Annotated in this window: 12 protein-coding genes; 4 read left to right on the top strand and 8 right to left on the bottom strand. The window is 56.9% G+C overall.

The window, feature by feature from the left end; all coding sequences use genetic code 11:
* Positions 1-479: 479 nt before the first annotated feature.
* Positions 480-1,058: a single-stranded DNA-binding protein gene (gene ssb / locus ETQ85_RS07245; protein WP_148578364.1), complete on the bottom strand. Its 579-nt coding sequence runs from the start codon at positions 1,056-1,058 to the stop codon at positions 480-482.
* A gap of 434 nt (positions 1,059-1,492) precedes the next feature.
* Here ssb and ETQ85_RS07240 point away from each other — a divergent pair, with 434 nt between their 5' ends.
* From ETQ85_RS07240 to ETQ85_RS07225, 4 genes are all read left to right on the top strand, one after another.
* A complete protein-coding gene (locus ETQ85_RS07240; RefSeq protein ID WP_222862090.1) occupies positions 1,493-2,194 on the top strand; it encodes a TnsA endonuclease N-terminal domain-containing protein in 702 nt (233 codons plus the stop codon).
* Between the two features lie 9 nt (positions 2,195-2,203).
* A complete protein-coding gene (locus tag ETQ85_RS07235; protein ID WP_148578362.1) occupies positions 2,204-4,390 on the top strand; it encodes a hypothetical protein in 2,187 nt (728 codons plus the stop codon).
* A gap of 294 nt (positions 4,391-4,684) precedes the next feature.
* Positions 4,685-5,884 carry an AAA family ATPase gene (locus tag ETQ85_RS07230; protein ID WP_187394611.1) on the top strand — a complete coding sequence of 400 codons (1,200 nt, stop codon included), beginning with the start codon at positions 4,685-4,687 and terminating at the stop codon, positions 5,882-5,884.
* Positions 5,881-7,812 carry a TnsD family Tn7-like transposition protein gene (locus ETQ85_RS07225; protein WP_148578360.1) on the top strand — a complete coding sequence of 644 codons (1,932 nt, stop codon included), beginning with the start codon at positions 5,881-5,883 and terminating at the stop codon, positions 7,810-7,812. The genes ETQ85_RS07230 and ETQ85_RS07225 overlap by 4 nt, the downstream gene beginning before the upstream one ends.
* Positions 7,813-8,003: 191 nt before the next feature.
* Here ETQ85_RS07225 and ETQ85_RS07220 read toward each other — a convergent pair whose 3' ends face one another.
* The 7 genes from ETQ85_RS07220 to ETQ85_RS07190 form a co-directional block, all read right to left on the bottom strand.
* Positions 8,004-8,954, bottom strand: a complete 951-nt coding sequence (locus ETQ85_RS07220; protein ID WP_148578359.1) for an IS5 family transposase — start codon at positions 8,952-8,954, stop codon at positions 8,004-8,006.
* Positions 8,955-9,127: 173 nt separating this feature from the next.
* Complete coding sequence (brxL, locus tag ETQ85_RS07215; protein WP_148578358.1) at positions 9,128-11,176, bottom strand: BREX system Lon protease-like protein BrxL; 2,049 nt, start codon at positions 11,174-11,176, stop codon at positions 9,128-9,130.
* A 3-nt stretch (positions 11,177-11,179) separates the two neighbouring features.
* Positions 11,180-13,525: a BREX-1 system phosphatase PglZ type B gene (gene pglZ, locus ETQ85_RS07210; RefSeq protein ID WP_148578357.1), complete on the bottom strand. Its 2,346-nt coding sequence runs from the start codon at positions 13,523-13,525 to the stop codon at positions 11,180-11,182.
* Positions 13,522-14,130 (bottom strand): HNH endonuclease family protein, encoded by a 609-nt coding sequence (locus tag ETQ85_RS07205; RefSeq protein WP_148578356.1) that lies wholly within the window; start codon positions 14,128-14,130, stop codon positions 13,522-13,524. The genes pglZ and ETQ85_RS07205 overlap by 4 nt, the downstream gene beginning before the upstream one ends.
* Entirely contained in the window at positions 14,118-15,413 is a 1,296-nt protein-coding gene (locus ETQ85_RS07200; protein WP_148578355.1) for an AAA family ATPase, read from the bottom strand. Before ETQ85_RS07200 ends, ETQ85_RS07205 begins: the two co-directional genes overlap by 13 nt.
* Complete coding sequence (locus ETQ85_RS07195; RefSeq protein WP_148578354.1) at positions 15,407-17,236, bottom strand: DUF262 domain-containing protein; 1,830 nt, start codon at positions 17,234-17,236, stop codon at positions 15,407-15,409. The genes ETQ85_RS07200 and ETQ85_RS07195 overlap by 7 nt, the downstream gene beginning before the upstream one ends.
* Complete coding sequence (locus tag ETQ85_RS07190) at positions 17,233-18,198, bottom strand: DUF932 domain-containing protein (protein ID WP_148578353.1); 966 nt, start codon at positions 18,196-18,198, stop codon at positions 17,233-17,235. The genes ETQ85_RS07195 and ETQ85_RS07190 overlap by 4 nt, the downstream gene beginning before the upstream one ends.
* Between the last annotated feature and the right edge of the window lie 3 nt (positions 18,199-18,201).

Below are 18,201 nucleotides of genomic sequence, written 5' to 3'. Positions count from 1 at the left end.
AGGTTCGGCCTAGGGTATTCGTCTTGATAACGAATACATTGGAACTGGACATTCCAAAACAACTTTCAATCCCGCCCGCCCATTCAGGGATAACTGATCCAGCTGTGTTCAATGAGGGCGTAGGTTCGGCCTAGGGTATCCGTCTTGATAACGAATACATTGGAACTGGACATTCCAAAACAACTTTCAATCCCGCCCGCCCATTCAGGGATAGCTGCATATGAGCACATGCCCCACATCACACATCCACTAAAAGCCCGCGAATTATTCAATATGAATTATCTGTTTGGCTATCAACAACCAACATAGGAGAGCTGTAAGTTACGCTTTGCAAAAGATAAATATTCTTTGTTTCGGGTACAAAACAGAATTACATATAGATAACTCAGCATCACTACAAAAAGTGACGAAACAACAAAAAACCCCCGCAGAGCGGGGGTTTTAAGGGGGTTTGTTTCGCTTTTTCTAACAATGCATGTTCAGAACGGAATATCGTCGTCAAAATCCCCGAACCCACCACCGGCAGGCTTTTTGGTTGCAGCCGGTGCACTCGGCGCCGGGGCTCCGCCGCCAAAACCACCACCGCTACCACCGCCATAATTGCTGTCGCGTCCGCCACCATAGCCGGCGTCACGATTGCCACCACCTGCCGGAGCACCACCGCCCGCACCACCGCCAAAGCCGCCTTCATTGCGCGACGGCGCATCGGAACCGCCCATGCCCTGCCGGCTGCCAAGCATCTTCATCTCGTCGGCGCGGATTTCGGTGGTGTAACGGTCCTGGCCGTCCTTGTCCTGCCACTTGCGGGTACGCAGGGAACCTTCGACGTACACCTGGCTGCCCTTGCGCAGGTACTGGCCGGCGATCTCGGCGAGCTTGCCGAAGAAAGCAACGCGGTGCCACTCGGTGGCTTCGCGCTTCTCGCCGGACGCCTTGTCGCGCCACGTATCGGTGGTCGCTAGGGTGATGTTGCAGATTGCGTCGCCACTCGGCGCGTAACGGGTTTCGGGATCCTTGCCCAGGTTGCCGACCAGAATCACTTTGTTGACCGAAGCCATATCTCTCTCCTGAAATGTCTAGGGGCAATTAATTTTGTCCAAGGGGCAATTAATTTGTCCAAGGGGGAATTAATTTGTCCACGTAATATATGCTCTATCACAGGACGATCCAGCAAGCAACGAGTCTGCCGTACGCAATGTGTGCAAAGTTCCAGCAAGTTTACCTCATACAACGATAGTCCAGTTAGCACAGCCCCTACCGTCCAACCTGATCGTTGGCAGTCAAGCCCCGGCACAAACAAGGACCAAAAATGGGTCGCACAGCAACACATCTAACTTGCACAGAGCTGAGATCGCCACTGCAACAGCGTCAACCAAGTGTAGGGAAATAGCTTGTGGCAGGCACCAAGTCGAGAAGACCAACTCCAGCGATTGTTCGGCAGTGGATCAGAGCTGGACTCGGCCAGGGCGAGGCACAGGCGTATCAGCCATTCATGTACGTACGCGATGTTCCATCAGAAGGTACGTCAAGCATGGTTCGAAGCCGAATCACCGGTCGCAACCATAGCTACCTATCCAGTCATGAGCTCAAAGTGCACCTGCTTGCCGAGTACGGCAGTGCAACGCTTGACATAAGAGAACAGTTCGCATTGCTACCATGGGATGAGACCCAATCGATAGCGGCACAACTCGGAATCCGCCACCCGTTTTTCCCCGGTACCAGCACACCGACAGTCTTGACAACTGACTTGCTGCTTACGCTAGAGCGGCCCGATGGAATGGAGCTCGTGGCCATCAGCGCGAAGCTTAAGAAGGACTTGACCTCGCGCAACCTTGAAAAACTTCTTCTAGAGCGGCTCTACTGGAATCGCAGAGGCATACGCTGGATTCTCGTGACAGAAGATAACATTCACGCTATCCGCGCTGGCAATCTCATGTTCTTTGAAACCGCGCTAAACGACGAAAGGGTTACGGAGTCAGGCATCAATCCAGCCGAATTCAGTCGCAGGTTTGAAGAGCACTGGACGCCCTCGCTCTCATTCAACAAAATCATGAGCATGACCATAGATTCGATGAGCGTTGATGTACACACCGGACATGCTCTCCTCGGCACCGCCGTTTGGAGCCGCGACAGCAAAATTGATATCGACACGAAAAAACTGACTCACCGCGACAAGGTCCACTTGAAGGCCTGAGGAGGATTCATGTTTCAGATTCATGAAATTTATCGTCCCACGAGACCCTTAAAGGAAATCACCGGGCCGGTACGGATCATCGACTTGATCAACTTTGAGACTGTCGTGCTCATCGACATGGACACCGAGCACGCGAAGATTCCCTTTAAATTCGACTATGAAGAATGGGTTTATCTGCTGAATCAGGGAGCCCTGGAGAAGGCAATCGATCCATTCTTAAGACTCACCTTTTGGCCGACCAGTCTTCCGGCAGGCGCTATCAAAAGGCTGCAGAATGCAATCGAAGCAACCTCCATTATTTCGCAAAAGCCAGGCCTGCTGCACACCCCGCTAGCCTTGGCCAGCGAGATCAGAGCTATTGCGCAGTCAATGAACTTGAGCCAGCGTACCGTGAAGCGGTGGGTTCTTAATTGGCTACAAGCGGGGCGCAATCCTGCAGTAGTCGTCCGTGAATTCATTCAGACAAGTGCAGAGAACGACGAGCAAAGAAAACAAGTTAAAGGTAGCAAGCGCGGCGCGCGTAGGACAAAGCCGGAGACTGCCTCCAACGCCCCTACACACGAGGTTCGCGACAAATGTGAAAAGGCCTATGCATCGTTTGTAAAGAGCCAGCGGAGGACTTGGAGCGAGGCATATTACGAAATGCTGATAACGCTTTGCGGCATCCCCGACGCTGAACTCAAGGGCTCCGAATACGGTCTGTTAATGGACCCCCTGCTCATCAAAAAGTACCGCCCACCAACGTGGGACCAGTGTAGGTACATTTTTCGCAAACTGAAGAGTGCGGAAATTCCTCATGACTCCGAAAATCCGCGTGGCAAGCGCGGCAAAGCTACAGACAACATCCCCGGCCCCGGATTCTATGAAATCGATGCGACGTACTTTCAAATTCAGCTCGTATCGCGAGTCACCAAATCCCTACTCGTTGGGCGACCTACCGTTTACCTAATCGTCGACATCTTTGACGGCGTCATCGTTGGCTACGCGGTAACCCTTGAAAACCCGAGTTGGGCGGTCGCTGCACTGGCCTTGTACAACTGCTTCAGCGACAAAAGCGCGACCTTCTCGCGCCTTGGTTTGCCCTTCACCTCCAAAGACTGGCCCTGCAAGCATTTGCCGACGGTGTTGAGAGCAGATCGGGCTGAACTGGTCTCAAACATGGGACAAGATTTTCCAACTTCCGGTATACGAGTCGAGGTGACGCCTTCCATGACTCCGATTGCAAAGGGGACCGTCGAGGGCAAACACTCCGAGATGAAAAAGGAACGGCCTGGGCGTTTTAACTTACCAGGACGCTTCAACAAGGCTCGCGAGCGCCGCCAATCTGACGGCAAGAAAGCAGCTGCGCTAGACGTCTTAGAGTTTGAGCGCATCCTCGTCGAAATAATCATGGACATCAACGGAGAGCCCATCGAATCAAGAAGGATTCCTCCAGATGCGCTAAAACATGGAGCCAAGGTAGCCAGCCGAATAGGCTTTCACGAGTGGGCGCTAGAGAACCGGGCTGGCTTCACACGGACAATGGGAGACAATTTTGTATTTGAATATCTAATGACGAAAGGCACGGGAAAAGTAACGCCGCGTGGCATTAGGACACATAACGAAATTTTCAACTGCGACCGATTGCGCGAACTAGGCTATCTTCTGGCAGCCGCTGGCACTGAGTTTGAGATTGACATTTCATTCACCCCTCACTACGCCGGGGAAGTTTTCTTTTTCGACAAAAAGCGCGACACTTGGATATCAGCAGCAAACATCGATCCCGAAATCAATCGCTATAACATGTCATTCGCAGAGGCGAAGGAATACCGAGCCATGCAGAACCTGATGGCGGATCAAGCTAGCCTGAACAACCATTCTCGTCGCCGCCAACGGCTGCCAGTTGTCCGCAAGGCCATCAGAGACGCCGTCACCGAAAAAGCGATGCTGGGCATCAAGACAAGCACCTCGAATGCCAACATCAAAAAGAACCGCCGACAGGAACAAGCTGATCAGCGATCACAAAGCCTCAACGGCGCACTCCCCAAAGCACCCACGATCGACGCCGGATTGAAGGAGAATGCATCCACGCGGCCACCAACAACTGGCACTGAACAATCTGACTCGACAAACCCTCCGAATCCGTCTTCAGTTAAGCGCCCAGAAACAAGCAGCATAGCTTTGTGGGGCAAGGTCAACGCGGTCAATAAAAACTGACCCTTAGGGGACAGAAAGTCTAATTAACTCGTCGGAAATGTAATGCCAAAAACTCTCGCTGTCGGACCTGATTACCTAATCAGAGGGGTGCCTGAGATTGACGCAAACCCGCTCATTGCACACGTCCCGCTACCTCCGGAGACAGACAACGATGCTTTCATGGCCCTCGCGTTACGACCTGACTTCAACCCCCTTGATCGAGACCTCCCCAACTCAATCCGGCGTCTTCGGATCAAGCGGCTTCGCCGCTTTTACGTGCCGACTCTCAGGGTCCATCGCCAGGCACTCATCGACGTGTCCAGCAACATCCTTGATGGATATATTCCGCGAAACCCGATGACAGCGGAGGGCCGGGCACTGCTGTATGGAGGTGCTGCCGACTTGGCCTTCAAGCCCACCATCTCGCTGATATCCGGACACTCTGGGATGGGCAAATCCGCCTTGATCGATCGCATCCTCGGGCACATGGGCAAGCAGTTACATCAGCACGTCCGCTTCGATGGGAAGCCCTTCACTGAAAAGCAGATTTTGTTTCTTCGCCGAAACTGCCCGGAGCATTGCACGGTCGGAACGCTTTGCTCCACTTTCGGCAACTACACAGACAACGTGCTAGGGCTAAAACTCTACTCCGGAATTTTTTCCAAACTGCAGGGGGGATCACGAACACTATATCTTTCTGAAATAACCAAGATCATCAAGACACACCATGTCGGCGTTCTCGTCATCGACGAATTCCAGAATCTCTCTCTGATGGGTGTCGGAGCGAAAAAAATTATCGCATTTCTCGTTAATTTACGGGACGAGTTGGGGCTTCCTATTGTCGTAGTCGGCACCTATAAGGCTCTCCGCCTTCTAGAGGGCGACATGAGCACCGCTCGAAGGCTGGTAGAGGGAGGCTACTATGACCTGGAGCGCCCCACATCCGCGGAAGACAGTAGTTGGACGGATCTTTGTCAAATTGCATGGGAGTACCAATGGGTTAAAAACCCCATTGAATTCGACGCCGAAATATGTGAAACACTGTACGACGTCAGCCAAGGTATCACCGGACTAATGATCAGTGCCTTCGCCTTCGCACAACTCGCCGCCATCGACGATGAAACTGAACGTGTCGACGCAGCCCTAATCCGTAAGGTTTATCTAGAGCGAATGAAGCCACTTCACCCGGCGATCCGAATCCTTCAGTCAGGCAACCCCATTCTTATGGACAAATTCGACGATCTCTATCGTAACCTTTGGCCAAAACAAGAGAGGCCAGAAGGATATCGAAACCCTGAGCCGTGCGCATTGTCCAGTGGGGAACCTGTAACCCAAACCCAAATAGAGCCAGAAGAAGCCGAAACAACTGCAAGTCCTAAGAGAACACGGAGCGGTCGCAATTCCGTTGCAACGAGCCCCGAAAAGGTCAAGCCCGTTCTCTCTGATGAACAAGTGAAGAAAATGGTGCTGGCAGACTCAGTGGCGGACCTGATATCTATACTCGACAAGCGATGAGACTTCCAGGATTCCCTGTCGCCGAACCAGGCGAGACGATAGCATCAGTAATAGCTCGCCATTTGGAGCGAACCGCCGGTCCTCGATCACGGAGCTTGGACATTCTTTGCCTGAAAAAGGCCGCAGCACATTCTATCGTTCCACTCCGGCTAGCAGAGTTAGCAGACTCAATGCCTCATGGACACCCCTGGGCCGCCAACCCTCGTGAGATTGTCGCTGGGCACACGCTACTCCCCCTCTATCTCCACTTCGCGAACTCGATGCGCCGCGAGCGCATCTTTGCCTCAATCCTATCAGGTTCAAGCAATAACCCTGCCGCCTCGTTGGGGTTAACGATCGCCGCCAACAGAAACTTGACGATGCGCCACAAGTTTTGTGCCGAGTGTGTTGCGAACGATATAAAGACGCACGGATTCTCAATTGCGTATCGTGAGCACCAGCCTGCCTTTGTGAGAGTGTGTGCAGTCCACCTCACACCACTGCTCTTCGATTGCGATCGATGCGCAGCCAGTCGAAAAGCGCTTAGCATGTGGCGAATGGCAGGCAGGTGCCATTGTAAAGATCCGCAAAATCAACCAGCACATATTCAACGCGACGATCCCGCTCGTGAGGCCGGCTTCATTTGGCTAGCGAAGCAGGTGCGGAACCTTCTGTCTGACAAAAGCTCTCATCACAAAGAATCTCCAGCCAAGTGGCTTCGAGGAGCCCTGATTGCCGGGGGTTATGGCGCCAGGTCTGGTTTAAACTCAGACGCCATCGTTTCGGCGTTTGTTACACGCTATGGGTCGCAGCTTCTCCAAGAACTCGGCGTTTCGGAGTCTGCGCGCTCATCGTCTGGATCTCGCTGGCCAAGTCGATTACTGAGTTCGACCGTAATCGCTGGAGATCGAACACCCGACGTTCTCCTCTCACTTCTATTGACCGGGCTTATTTCAGATGAGACCCATGGCTCCGCGGAACCGCTCTCTGTAGCGAAGGGAAATGCGGCGAAAGTTCCTGCCGGTTACAGCACGCCAAAGGAACTCCAACGCGAAATGCTTAGTAAGGAGGCTATTGAGTTAGCCCTGAAAGCATCCGACGGCAGAATCTCCAAGGCGGCAGCACTCATCAAAGTGAGTCCTTCACGACTCGCGGTAGATATGCAACGGCAGAACATGCGACTACCACTATCTACGACCACGGTGAAGCGTATCGGAATCGGCCTGATTGGTGCAGTACGGACGGCCCTTCGGAACGGCACCCCGAAGATCAAGATTCAACAGTCGCTGAAAATCTCCGAGTGGTCAGTACAACTGATCGAATTGGACTGCCCCACACTAAGAGATGAGCATCGAGAGTCCACCATCAAACGTCAGCGCGAGGAACACAGGCGCGCCGTGCTGCAGCATCGAAAAATCCATCCTTCGGCTGGAAGATTCGAGATTATGACCGACTGCTCTGCTGCTTTCGACTGGTTGAGGAGCTTTGACGCTGAGTGGCTCGACGCCAATCTACCAAACCCCAAGTATGCGGGCAGCAACGGACACAAGCCGCGAAAGGATTGGCCACAGATTGATCAAGCGTTTGTCAATGCAATTCAAGCCGCCGTGCGTAATGAGCTGGAAAAGGATGGACGCCCAGCACGAATAACAACATCACGCTTGCTCCGTGAAGTCGGTGCTTTGCAAAAGCAAGCTGCACTCCTGCCACTAGCACATGCAGAAGCAAAGCGCCACGCTGAAAGCGAGGACGCGTACTTGCGCCGACGGATCAAATGGGCTCTGTGTGCTTATTCATCTCGCCAGACGCCTATCTCAATGAACCAACTGCGCCGTGTAGCCGCGCTACGCCCACAACACCTCCTTCGGTATCAGGAATACATCGCAGAACTGGCGGGGGAACTAGGTCTGAGCATTGATGGACGCTGCGCCCTTTCGCCACACCGATAATTCAAAAGCATAAATGTATTACTCTATATCGATTAGGGAACCCCTGATCAATTGACGCTTTGAGCACAACCACCCAAGCCAGCAGTTTTGAGCCGACTTCGATGATCACCTTTTCCGCCCTTGCTGCCGCATTTCGAGGCCATTTCGGCCTTGATCACCCGTTTGCGGGTGCAGCGGGCAGATTGCTCCCGTCAATTCATCATGGTTCCCCTTGCCAGGTAAAGATTGGTCAGTCCGATCAGCGAGAACACCTGCGCGGCGTTCTTGGCGATCCCCTTGTAGCGCACCTTCGTGTAGCCGAATTGGCGCTTGATCACCCGAAACACATGCTCGACCCGTGCGCGGATCGAGGACATTCGATGATTGAAGCGCTTGTTGGCGTCGCTCAGCGGGCGCTGTTTGCTGGCCTTGAGCGAGACGCCCCAGAACACACCGGCCTTCCGTGCGTGACGCTTCAGGTCATTGTTGACATAGCCCTTGTCGCCGAACACCGCGCGGTCGTCCTCGCGCAGCAGGTGCGGCAACTGGCTGATGTCCGAAGCGTTCGCCGGTGTCACCGAGACGGTATGTACCAGTCCGGAATTGACGTCCGCGCCCACGTGGATTTTCATCCCGAAGAACCACTGGTTCCCTTTTTTCGTCTGGTGCATTTCCGGATCGCGCTGTTTTTGCTCGTTCTTCGTCGACGGTGGCGCATGAATGATCGTCGCGTCGACCATCGTGCCGCCCTTCAGAAGCAGGCCCCGCTCGGCGAGCGTGTCATTGATGATGTTCATCATCTGGGCCGTCAGGCCGTGCTTCTCGAGCAGGTGACGGAACTTGAGAATCGTCGTCTCGTCGGGCATCGCGTCATCGGCCAGTTCCAGCCCGGCAAAGCGGCGCATCGACTCGATCTCGTACAGCGCGTCCTCCATCGCCGGGTCCGACAACGCGTACCACTGCTGCATGAAGTAGATGCGCAGCATCGTCTCCAGCGACCTGGGCGGACGACCCCGCCGACCTGCCTTCGGGTAGTGCGGTTCGATCGCTGCCAGCAAGGCCGCCCACGGCACCACCCCCTCCATCTCGGTAAGGAAACGTTCGCGGCGGGTCGGTTTCTTCTTTTGCTCGAAGGCCAGGGAGGCGAAGGTGGCTTGCTTCATGGTGGCAGGGCAGTTTATGACTTCAGTATTTTACCAGCTCCGAATTGATCAGGGGTTCCTTAGCTAGCGCAGGCACTTGGGGGCAGTAAGCCAATATCATTACACACCAATCCCCGGCCTGTACTCTGGCATGTCAAACCACTGACGACGCAGGCAGCATAGTTCCTTTGGGGTCACTCGGCCATAGCCTTCAACAACGCATCTCGGGCGTCGGAGTAAAATTGGATGTCGATCTTGATCGCCATGTCGTCGGACAGGTCGACCAACTGACGCCGACACGCCACAGGCATCAGCAGCGACGTCGCACCTTTCTCAACGGCGATCTCAGCAATCGTGACAGGATTGTGGACCGGTTCGATCGAACCCCCAAGGTTGATCTCGCCAACAATGATCAAGCCGCCGCGCACGCTTCGCTTCAATAGTGACGTGCAAAGGGCCACCAACGAGGCCACACCAAGCTTGGCGCCAGACTTCGCAGCGTCAAACGCCCGAAGCTGCACCGTGAACTCATGCTGCCGAGGGTCTTTGTCGCCAACGAACTGCAGAGACCTCGCGTATAGGTTCTGCTCAGCGAAACCAATGCTTTCTCGGAATGCAGGAGGGACTGGCTTATTGAGAATCTTTAACCCAGATCCAGGGCCTTCATTGACCTCGATGCGATAGAGGCCCGAGTTTTCGTCGCCGCCGCCAGGGCTGATGGTCCACACCTGACCTGGCTCCAGCGGGTCGCCGCCAATGCTGTTGTCGCTTTGCAGCTCAGGCGTCGAGACAAACTTCTCCACGCCATCGGCACCCATGATGTAGCTGAAGTGGGTGTTCCGAAACTCTGCGGCACCGACTCGTTTTTGTTGCTCTTTGACTCGGCGCCGCACCTCCATGGCGATGCGAACGGCCCATTCCAGGTCTTCGTCCGGAACCGGGGTATCTGAGTTCGGGTACAGCAGCTTGAGCAAGCCGCTGACTGTCTTGTTGACCGCATTCGTGTCTCGGCCAGACAGGGCGCCGCCAAAGAAGACGCGGTTCTGCAATTCGCTCACGCGGCTCTGATTCCGAAGTTGGCTCCAGCACTCGGATAGGAAGTCGCTGACCAGGCCGAAGTGGTTGGTGACCAAGTCCTTGTTGATCTTGGGCACATCCCAACCCGGCAGAAATGCGTGGATGCGGTCCATGAAAGCGGTGTCGTCGCGCATCTCTGGCGGCATGGGTCCGAACAAGTGGCCCACTCGCTGCTGGTGTTCCACATCGACGTCGAAATTGCCGACCAAGACGATGCTGCCGTCCGCCCGAATGCTCTCCTTGCCACGGCTGAACTCACCGGACTCCATGTAGCCCTTCATGATGTTCACGCCGTCCTTCTGGTCGAAGGAGATGCCTGACACTTCATCGAAGCAGACCACGTCGTACTGGCACACCAAGCCACGGCGGCCCTTGGCCGTGTTTTCCACGAACATCTTGGCCACAGTGGCCTTGCCACCTGAAATCAGGTGGGCGTAGGGTGAAACCTGCTGGAACAGATGGCTCTTGCCTGTGCCGCGAGGCCCGAGCTCCACCAGGTTGTAGTTGCGCTCGACAAAGGGCACCATGCGCAGGAGCAGGGCGTTTCGTTGGCGGTCGCTCAGCTCGCCAGATTCAATACCGATGGAGCGCAGTAGGAAGCACTTCCACTCTTCGGTGGTGAACGCCTCGCGGGCCTTGGCCAGGTTGTCCAATACGTCGCGCTTGGAGAGCTGAATTTCCCGCAGCGACGTGATGCCAAACGGGCGTCCCTTGGCCTCCTGAGCAATGGCCACATCAAACGTCACCCCCAGCTCGGCATAGAAGCCACCGGTCAACATACGTTCGTGTTGGTTGACCAGCTCGCTGCTGATCCGCACATCCGTCAGCCGCAGGCTCGGCAGGCTGGCCACGTACTCGCCCTTGTTGTCCACGCGCGCCGTTACGAGGTCGATGATCTTCACCTCGCCGGTTTCCAGCGCTTTGGCCTTGAAAAGCTCTTCCTCGCCGGCCCGCACCGTGCGGGACTTGAGTTGGCGTTGAACAATCTCCAGCCCTTCGTCGATCTCCTCCTGATCGGTGCTTGCGCAATAGCGCCCGAGCATGAACTCGACAACGTAGGTAGGTACCGGAAATTGCCGACTGAAGGTGCGGACCAAGTCCTTCCGGACCAGATACCCATCCAGCACCGAGGCGGCTCTATTGTCTATCTGATCCAGTTCAATCATTCATCATTCTCCGCCGATCACGGTGTTTGCCTCGGCTACGAGCTCGCCCGATGCGCTGAGCAGGACCAGAAACGCCGCGCGGCCTTGCAGTTCTTCGTTTTCAACCACCACCGATGCTGTGCCGTTATCCTTGAGCGGCTTCACGCTCACGACCACGCTGGACGCCGGATCGCCCGCCTGGGTGCGAATGTCCAGAGACAGATTCGCGTACTGGCCGTCCACACCCACCGTGCAGCGCAAGCCCTTCCAAGCGATGTCGGTGACCTCGGCCACTTGCTTGCCTGATGTGCTTCCGGCCCAGGTCACCACCAGATCCAGGGTGAGGCACTCCTGAAGGCTCAGCCCACCATGGTTGTAGTCCACCGATTTGCCATAACAGCTCACACCGTCGGCCAGTGCGAACTGTTGGTTTGGATTCCAGTACCAGGGGTACAAGCGCTCACTAGTCGCAGCGCCTGGCTTAATCGAGGCACAACGCCCCCATTTGTTGTCGGTGAGATCCTTGGACATCTGAATCGTGGGTAATTTGCCAGGCATGAGTAGCCAGCCATGGTCGGTCACCACCCTGACGCTGTTCCAACCGGCAGCCAACAAGGCGCCGATGCGCTCTGCAATTTCTGCGAGAAGCGGGTCGATGTGCTTGGCCAGCTTCCAGCCTCGCGCATGACCCTCGCTGTCGATGTCGCCAAATTCGCACCACGCGTTGCCCTGGCCGTCACCGTTTTCTGTGCGCTCCAGTACCTTCCAGTGGTTGTCGTTCAGCAGCTTCTTTAAGTGGTAGCCGCCCTTTAGCGACTGGCCGGTGGCAGCAACGCAAGGCTCGAAGTCATCGCAGTCGTCAGAGCCACTGATCTTGGTCCGCACAGGCGAAGCAGCCGCCTTACCGGTCGCGGTCACACTGGGCAGCGCAGCCCAGTGCATGGTTTCTGCCACGTGACAGCCACGGGCCTCCAGAGTCATCGAGAGGCGGCGAGCCACGTCAAGTCGCAGACCATCCACAAATAGCGTGCATTGCCGATCAATCTTATAGCTGGCCGGAGTCTCCGCTACACCCCCTCCCGGATAGGTCGTTCCATAAACCAGCTTTTGCAGATAGCGCGCAGACTCTTCCAGCCAGGGTAGATAGATTGCCCGCGTCGCCATCGTCACAGCCTCAACGTCCGACGCCCTACTAACGCACGCTAGTGCCGACAGCACCGCATCGTCGGCGCGCCAGCCCTGCGTGGCGTAGGCCACCTGCAAATCCGCAACCGCCCCCGCTGTCAGCGCCGTCCTGGTCACTTCTGCCATCACCGCCAGATGCATGATCGCCATGGCCAGTGGCGACTCACCAAGTTCTGTCCAAACCAATTCTCGGCGTGGCGCATGGGTCTTTTCGAGATCCAGGATCCGTGTTCTCGCGTCATGCGCAGGCAGGTGATTCAACGCCAGCAAATCATTCTGGAGCGACTGCTCTTGCTCCGCGTTCCATTGCGGCCAACCGCCAAGCTTTTCTGCCGGCGTATCGAAGATGCCCAGGTCGGGCGGCTTGCACTGGCGGATTCGGTTCGGGAGGTTGGGGTAACGCTTCGGTGCTTCGTTGTAGCGCTCCCACACCGAATGCCAGGGCCCCTCGCGTGTCGCCAACTTGCTGGCACCCGCCAGAACGCCATCGGCCTGGGGGTTAAACGCCAGCTGTGACTTACAGACCTCCACAAAGGCCTTCCACTCGTTAGCGCCGCGCGTCGTCTGGAACGCGTCGCCCAGATCCAGCCACTGCAGCAGGTCGCGCACCGGGTCACCGCCTGTCAGCAGGGTATTGAAGTAGTCTTTGTCCAGCCGCTTGCCCTTCAACAGCTCAAGCTCTTCATCCAGCAGCCGGTACAGCGCCAGTTGCATGGCGTTTTTGGCCTCGTTGTCCTGGGCCACATCCAGACCCATGCCGCCCTGGTCCGACTTCAGGAAGGCCATGATGGTCCAGTCCTTGGCGTTAACCTGTGACCAGATCACGCCCCGGAACTGCAGTTCAGCCAAGGGCTTCAAGAGCTCCGGGCAGTCTTCGATCGCCCGCAAGTCCTGGCGGCTCACGCCGGGCAGGTAGAAAACTGGCACTCGGTCGGCAGGCAGAGTGACATCCGGCGCCTTGCCCGCAATCACGCACCGCAGCCAGATGGCCGGCCCCATGCGGCTCTCTGGCGCGTAGTCGCCCAGCACCAGCAGTTCAGCCAGCTCGCTCTGCAGGCGCGGGATCACCGCCTCCCACTGGCGGTCCTTGTCGGGCCACAAGATGCACGAGGGCGCAACTTGAACCTCGGGGTTGAAGATCGCCGAGTCGCGCAGGGTTTTGATCAGGCACTCGATGATTCTCATAACAGCCCCTGACGATTCGCTTCGTGCCAAACAAAAGGCGATTTCCTTTTTAGGTAGTCGGCTGGCAATCCGTGTTCGAGATAGTCTTGATACCAGCGCGCACGCAGCTCCCTGCACGGCGGATCGTCAAGCCCGAGCCGCTCAATGGTCTCCTCAACAAGGCGCATTGGAACAGCTTGCACGTTAGGATTCGGATAGATGTGGCCAGTCGAAAGCTGCAACCGGAACAGATCAGGCGCGAGATAAAACGGGTCCAGTACGTCGCTGTATTCACGTTTGCGACTGTTCATTGTTGAGCACGCCAATCGGTAGTTGCTCCACTCATAGGCCAATCCCGCATGAGTGGATTTGGCAATAAAGTGATCCACGCTCCCACCACCCATCACACGCTCAAAAAACACGCCCAGGTAGGCGCAAACCCCGCTATACGCTTGGTGCAGGTCTGTCAGACAGGCCCGCCAATAGGGCTCAATGTCCGCTTTGGGCGGCAAAGGTTGATCTAACGGAAACCCCTTTTTGTTGAGATGGGCCAAGCCCTTCTGACGAACCTCGGCATCGAAAGCAGCAGGTTCCGGCTGAGCCGCCACAGGAATCATCGCAGCCACCCCTGCTTTTCGCCCACGTAGCGCCAACGAATCCAGAAGGGGTCGGTGTCTCCCAGCAGGCCACGCAACCTTGCATCCAGCGCTTTGGCCTTGGCGTGGTCGATCTCTTGCTCGGAGAGAATCTCAGCAGCCTCCTGCAACACCAGCTCTGACTCCAGAGAGCGGGCGCTGCCAAGGTCAAAGGCTTCACTCATCAACCAGCGAGAAGCATCACCCAGCCGAACAAAGGGCCGTTTTTTGAACTCCACGGTCGGCTGTTGACCGCTTTGAGCTGCAACCAGATCAAGGTCAAACCAGGCATCTACGGCCTCATCAAAGCGCGGCTCAACAGATGCCATCACCAGTGGCGAGTGGGTCACGGCAAGCAGTTGAACCTCTGCGCCAGCGATCAAGGATTGAGTCACGTTCAAGAGCGCAGGAATGATTCGGCGCTGCCACTTGGGATGGAGGTGTGACTCCACCTCATCAATCAAAAAGACAACCTGATTGGTGGTCGGCTCGGAGAGCAACTTAGCTGCCTTCTGGTGCTCTTCCCAACACCAAACCAAGAAATAAGCCAGGGCAATCACGCGACGCATTCCGGACGAAGCATGCATCACCGCCACATCCTTGCCGTAGGGCATACGCACGGTCGGCATGTCGCGCACGTCGTCCAGGCTGATCCGAGTCAGCTCTCCTGGTAACAACTTCTCTGCGGTGTCAGGAGACAAGACATCAAGCACCGCACACAGGTTTTTGAATGCTGTGCCGCTTTCCTTTTGCCAGCCAGCCCAATCACGGATTAACCCGTTGCAAAGCCAATTGCCTTCCGTGCCTGGCAAGCCATCCCAGACCTCTGTCGGACTGAAAACATAGGCAGACGGACGGTCTTGAACGTCCACTCCCCCTTGGGTGCGCCAGTAGTTGCGCGCGGGGTCCCAAACGGCAAAGCCGCCATCGGCCATGGCATAAATGACCAGGCCGGGGTTTGCCGGTCGGCCCTGCTGGCCTGTCCACGCCTCGTCGCGTCGAGCGTAGGTGCTGATGTATTCAACAGATCGGGACTTGCCCGTGAAAGAGAAGTCAATCTTGGCATCCCCATCCCCTCGGGGGAGCGCCTTCTTGCCCGAAGTCAGTTTGGGATTGATTTCCGCTGGCCACTTTCTGGTCATAGACCACCAGGCAATGTCCATTAAGAAGCTTTTGCCCAGGCCGTTGTCACCCGTGATCAGGTTCAATCGCTTGCCAAACTCCAACTCGGTGTCTGCTGGGCCAATGTTTGTCAGCTTCAAATGTTTCAGCATGGCTGTTTCCCTGTCAGGGCAAATAGTCTCATTACTTGGGCCACCAGCTTGGTCGTCCGCACATCAATCTGCTGCACGCTCCAGGCCTCGGCCGTGGCCAGCTCCGCGTTCAGCTTGAGCCCGTTCTTGTAGCCCACCTCCCGGCCCTTGCTGTCGGTCCGGTCGCGCTTCTCTTTGAAGCTCTTGTTGCCCAGCGCGCTGTTGAAGCCGGAGATCGTCAGGTTACCCAGCTTGTGGACATGCGTCTCCTGAATGGCTTTGGCCTTCTTCTCGTCTCCGCCCGCGATCATCGTCACCCACGACGCGGGGATGTTGTCGCCCTGCGGGAAGATGTGCTCGATGGTCCACACGAAGAGCTTGCCTTCGTACTTCCACAGATCGACCCAGGTCTCCTTGGTCATGCTCTGCTCGGCTAAGGCGCACAGCACAAACCGGGTGACCCCGGCGTTCTCTTCGTAGATGGCGCCTTCCAGCTTGCTGCGGAAAGTCTCGTCGCTGGCCGACACCGCCAGCAGCTCGTCGCGAATCGTCGTCACCACGGCGGCCCCCGACAGCTCTGCCACCTTGTCGATGGTGGCCATGAACAGGCGCGTCAGGTCACGGGTGGGCGGCGTGTCGGTGAGGTTGCGTCGAACGAAGAAGCAAACCAGCAGCCGCGCGATCTCTTCCAGTTGCGCCACGTCGATGCCCAGCGCTTCGCGCCGCACCAGCAGGTACAGCATCAACAGGTAAGACGGGGCGCCCTGAATGCGGTCCAGGTCCTTCAGCGGCTTATCTAGCGGAGCCCAGGCCTCGTCCGTGTTCCGGGCCAGCATCAGTGCATACAGCTGACCAGCGGCACGGATGGCCTGCAGGTGGTGCTTGGCGTCCTGGTTGATCAGCTTCTCGTAGATCTGGATCAGGTTGGACCTTGTGGCCACCGGGCCCAGGGGGTCCTTCTTCTTGTCCTCGTCCTTGCGGAACGGTACGTTCAGCGGGTCCTTGAACGCGTTGTAGTAGTGCCGGAAGAAGCGCTCCTGGACGCTGTAGTCGTCGCCCAGATAGCCCAGCAGCTTGTTCCACACGTCGAAGTAGTGGTCCACCTTGCCGGGCTCGGTGGTTTCCAGCCGGGCCAGCAGCTTGTTCTTGATCAGGTCGATGGCCGTGAGCGGCATGCCCCGGTTGTTGAGCGACTCGAAGAGCGTGTAGGCATCGGCGTGGCTGGCCACCTCAATCTTCACCAGGCAGGCCTGGCTCACCTTGTCGAGGAAGGCCATGATCGACGCCAGGCGATCGTTCTCGCCTTGCACCATCTCTTCGATGCGCGCCTGGAAATAACGGAAGGCACGGAAGATCTTCCGGTTGCCCGCGTAGGCCGGCGTATCGAACGGGCTGATCACGCCGACGTCGGACAAGACGGCGCGGTAGTCGTTCTGGTTGTTGTTCTGGATCTGCGGGATGACGCGCAACTGGTCATCGCCCTTCTTCAGCACGAGCTTGCGCTTGAGGTTGATCAGCTCCACGCGCTGGTCGTCGTCCAGGTCCTTCTCGTGCCGCTTCAACGACTGGTACAGCGCGGCGAACAGCAGAGACAGCGTCGTCAGCCGCTGCTGGCCGTCCACCACCTCCAGCCGCTGCACCGCAAGGGTGTCGGTGGTCTGGTTGATGCAGATGATCGAACCCAGGAAGTACCCGGGGTCGTTTTCTTCGACGTCATCGAAGAGCGACTCCCACTGGTCCATCTTCCAGGTGTATTCGCGCTGGTAGCGCGGGATCGCATAGACGACACCTGCTTCGATGTCGAAGAGCTGCGAGACGGGGTAGTTGTTGACCGACTTGATCATAGGGACTCAATCACCTCCGCCGTTTGGCGGTAGTCGGCCAAGTAGCGATCGAACGAAAAGTCTGGATGCTTGATGGCCGAAATGAAGTCGTCCATCCAGCTGCCCGCCTTCTGCTGCAGGCCATGCATGCTGGCCTCCGGTGCGATCACGCCCGCGGGGCGCGACGCGTAGTCCGTCAGCACGTTCAGCGCGGCATAGCCGTGGGGCCCCAACTCCGTGAAGTAGGCCTTGGTCAGGCTCTTGGCCTGGTCGCGCAGGGCCAGAAGGTCGTCGACGCGCCTTTGCTTTTCAACCACGTCTTTGGTCGCCTTGATGTCGAAGGCGCGGCACAGCAGGGGCAGCATCTCCTTCTCGGGTACGTGGTAGCGCTTGAGCTGGTGCAGCTTCTCGGTCAGCGCGGTTTCCAGCTTGCGGATGTCGCCAATGTTCTCCACGAAGCGGTCCACCCGGTCCATGCCGCGCCGGGTGTGGGCGTAGCTGAACTCGATGCTCTTGCTGCCAAAGATGATGCCGTTCAAGCAGATCCAGCGGCAAAAGCCCAGCTCGAAGCGCAGCAGCCGGGTGCGGTTGTAGCTGTTGCTGATGCGCAGGAAGGCCGTCCACTTGTCCCTCTCCCACGGTGAGAAGTCGGCGGTCTTGTGGATCAGGTCGATATGGCAGAACGACCGGGTCTTGGGCATGGTGATGTTCAAGCACTCCATGTCGCCGATCTGCGTGGTGTGGAACACCTTCTTCATCACCTCGGCCGCCATGTCGTAGGCGGCCTTGTTCGTCACCAGCTCGTAGTCGTCGGTCACCACCGCAAACGGGTGCTGCCGTTCCACATCCACCACCGCGAAGTGGCGCTTGAGCTGCTGATACTTTTCGAGGCCGTCGGAGGCCGGCATGAACAGCGGTCGCATCTCCACCGGGAAAAACGCCTCAGCGGGATCTCGTGGCTTCCAGGCCCGATCGGTTGTCATGGT

Origin of the sequence: Zoogloea oleivorans (assembly GCF_008107625.1) — a bacterium.
Classification (GTDB): domain Bacteria; phylum Pseudomonadota; class Gammaproteobacteria; order Burkholderiales; family Rhodocyclaceae; genus Zoogloea; species Zoogloea oleivorans.
The sequence above is the reverse complement of the archived record's forward strand: the minus strand, read 5'-3'. Positions and strand labels throughout refer to the sequence as shown.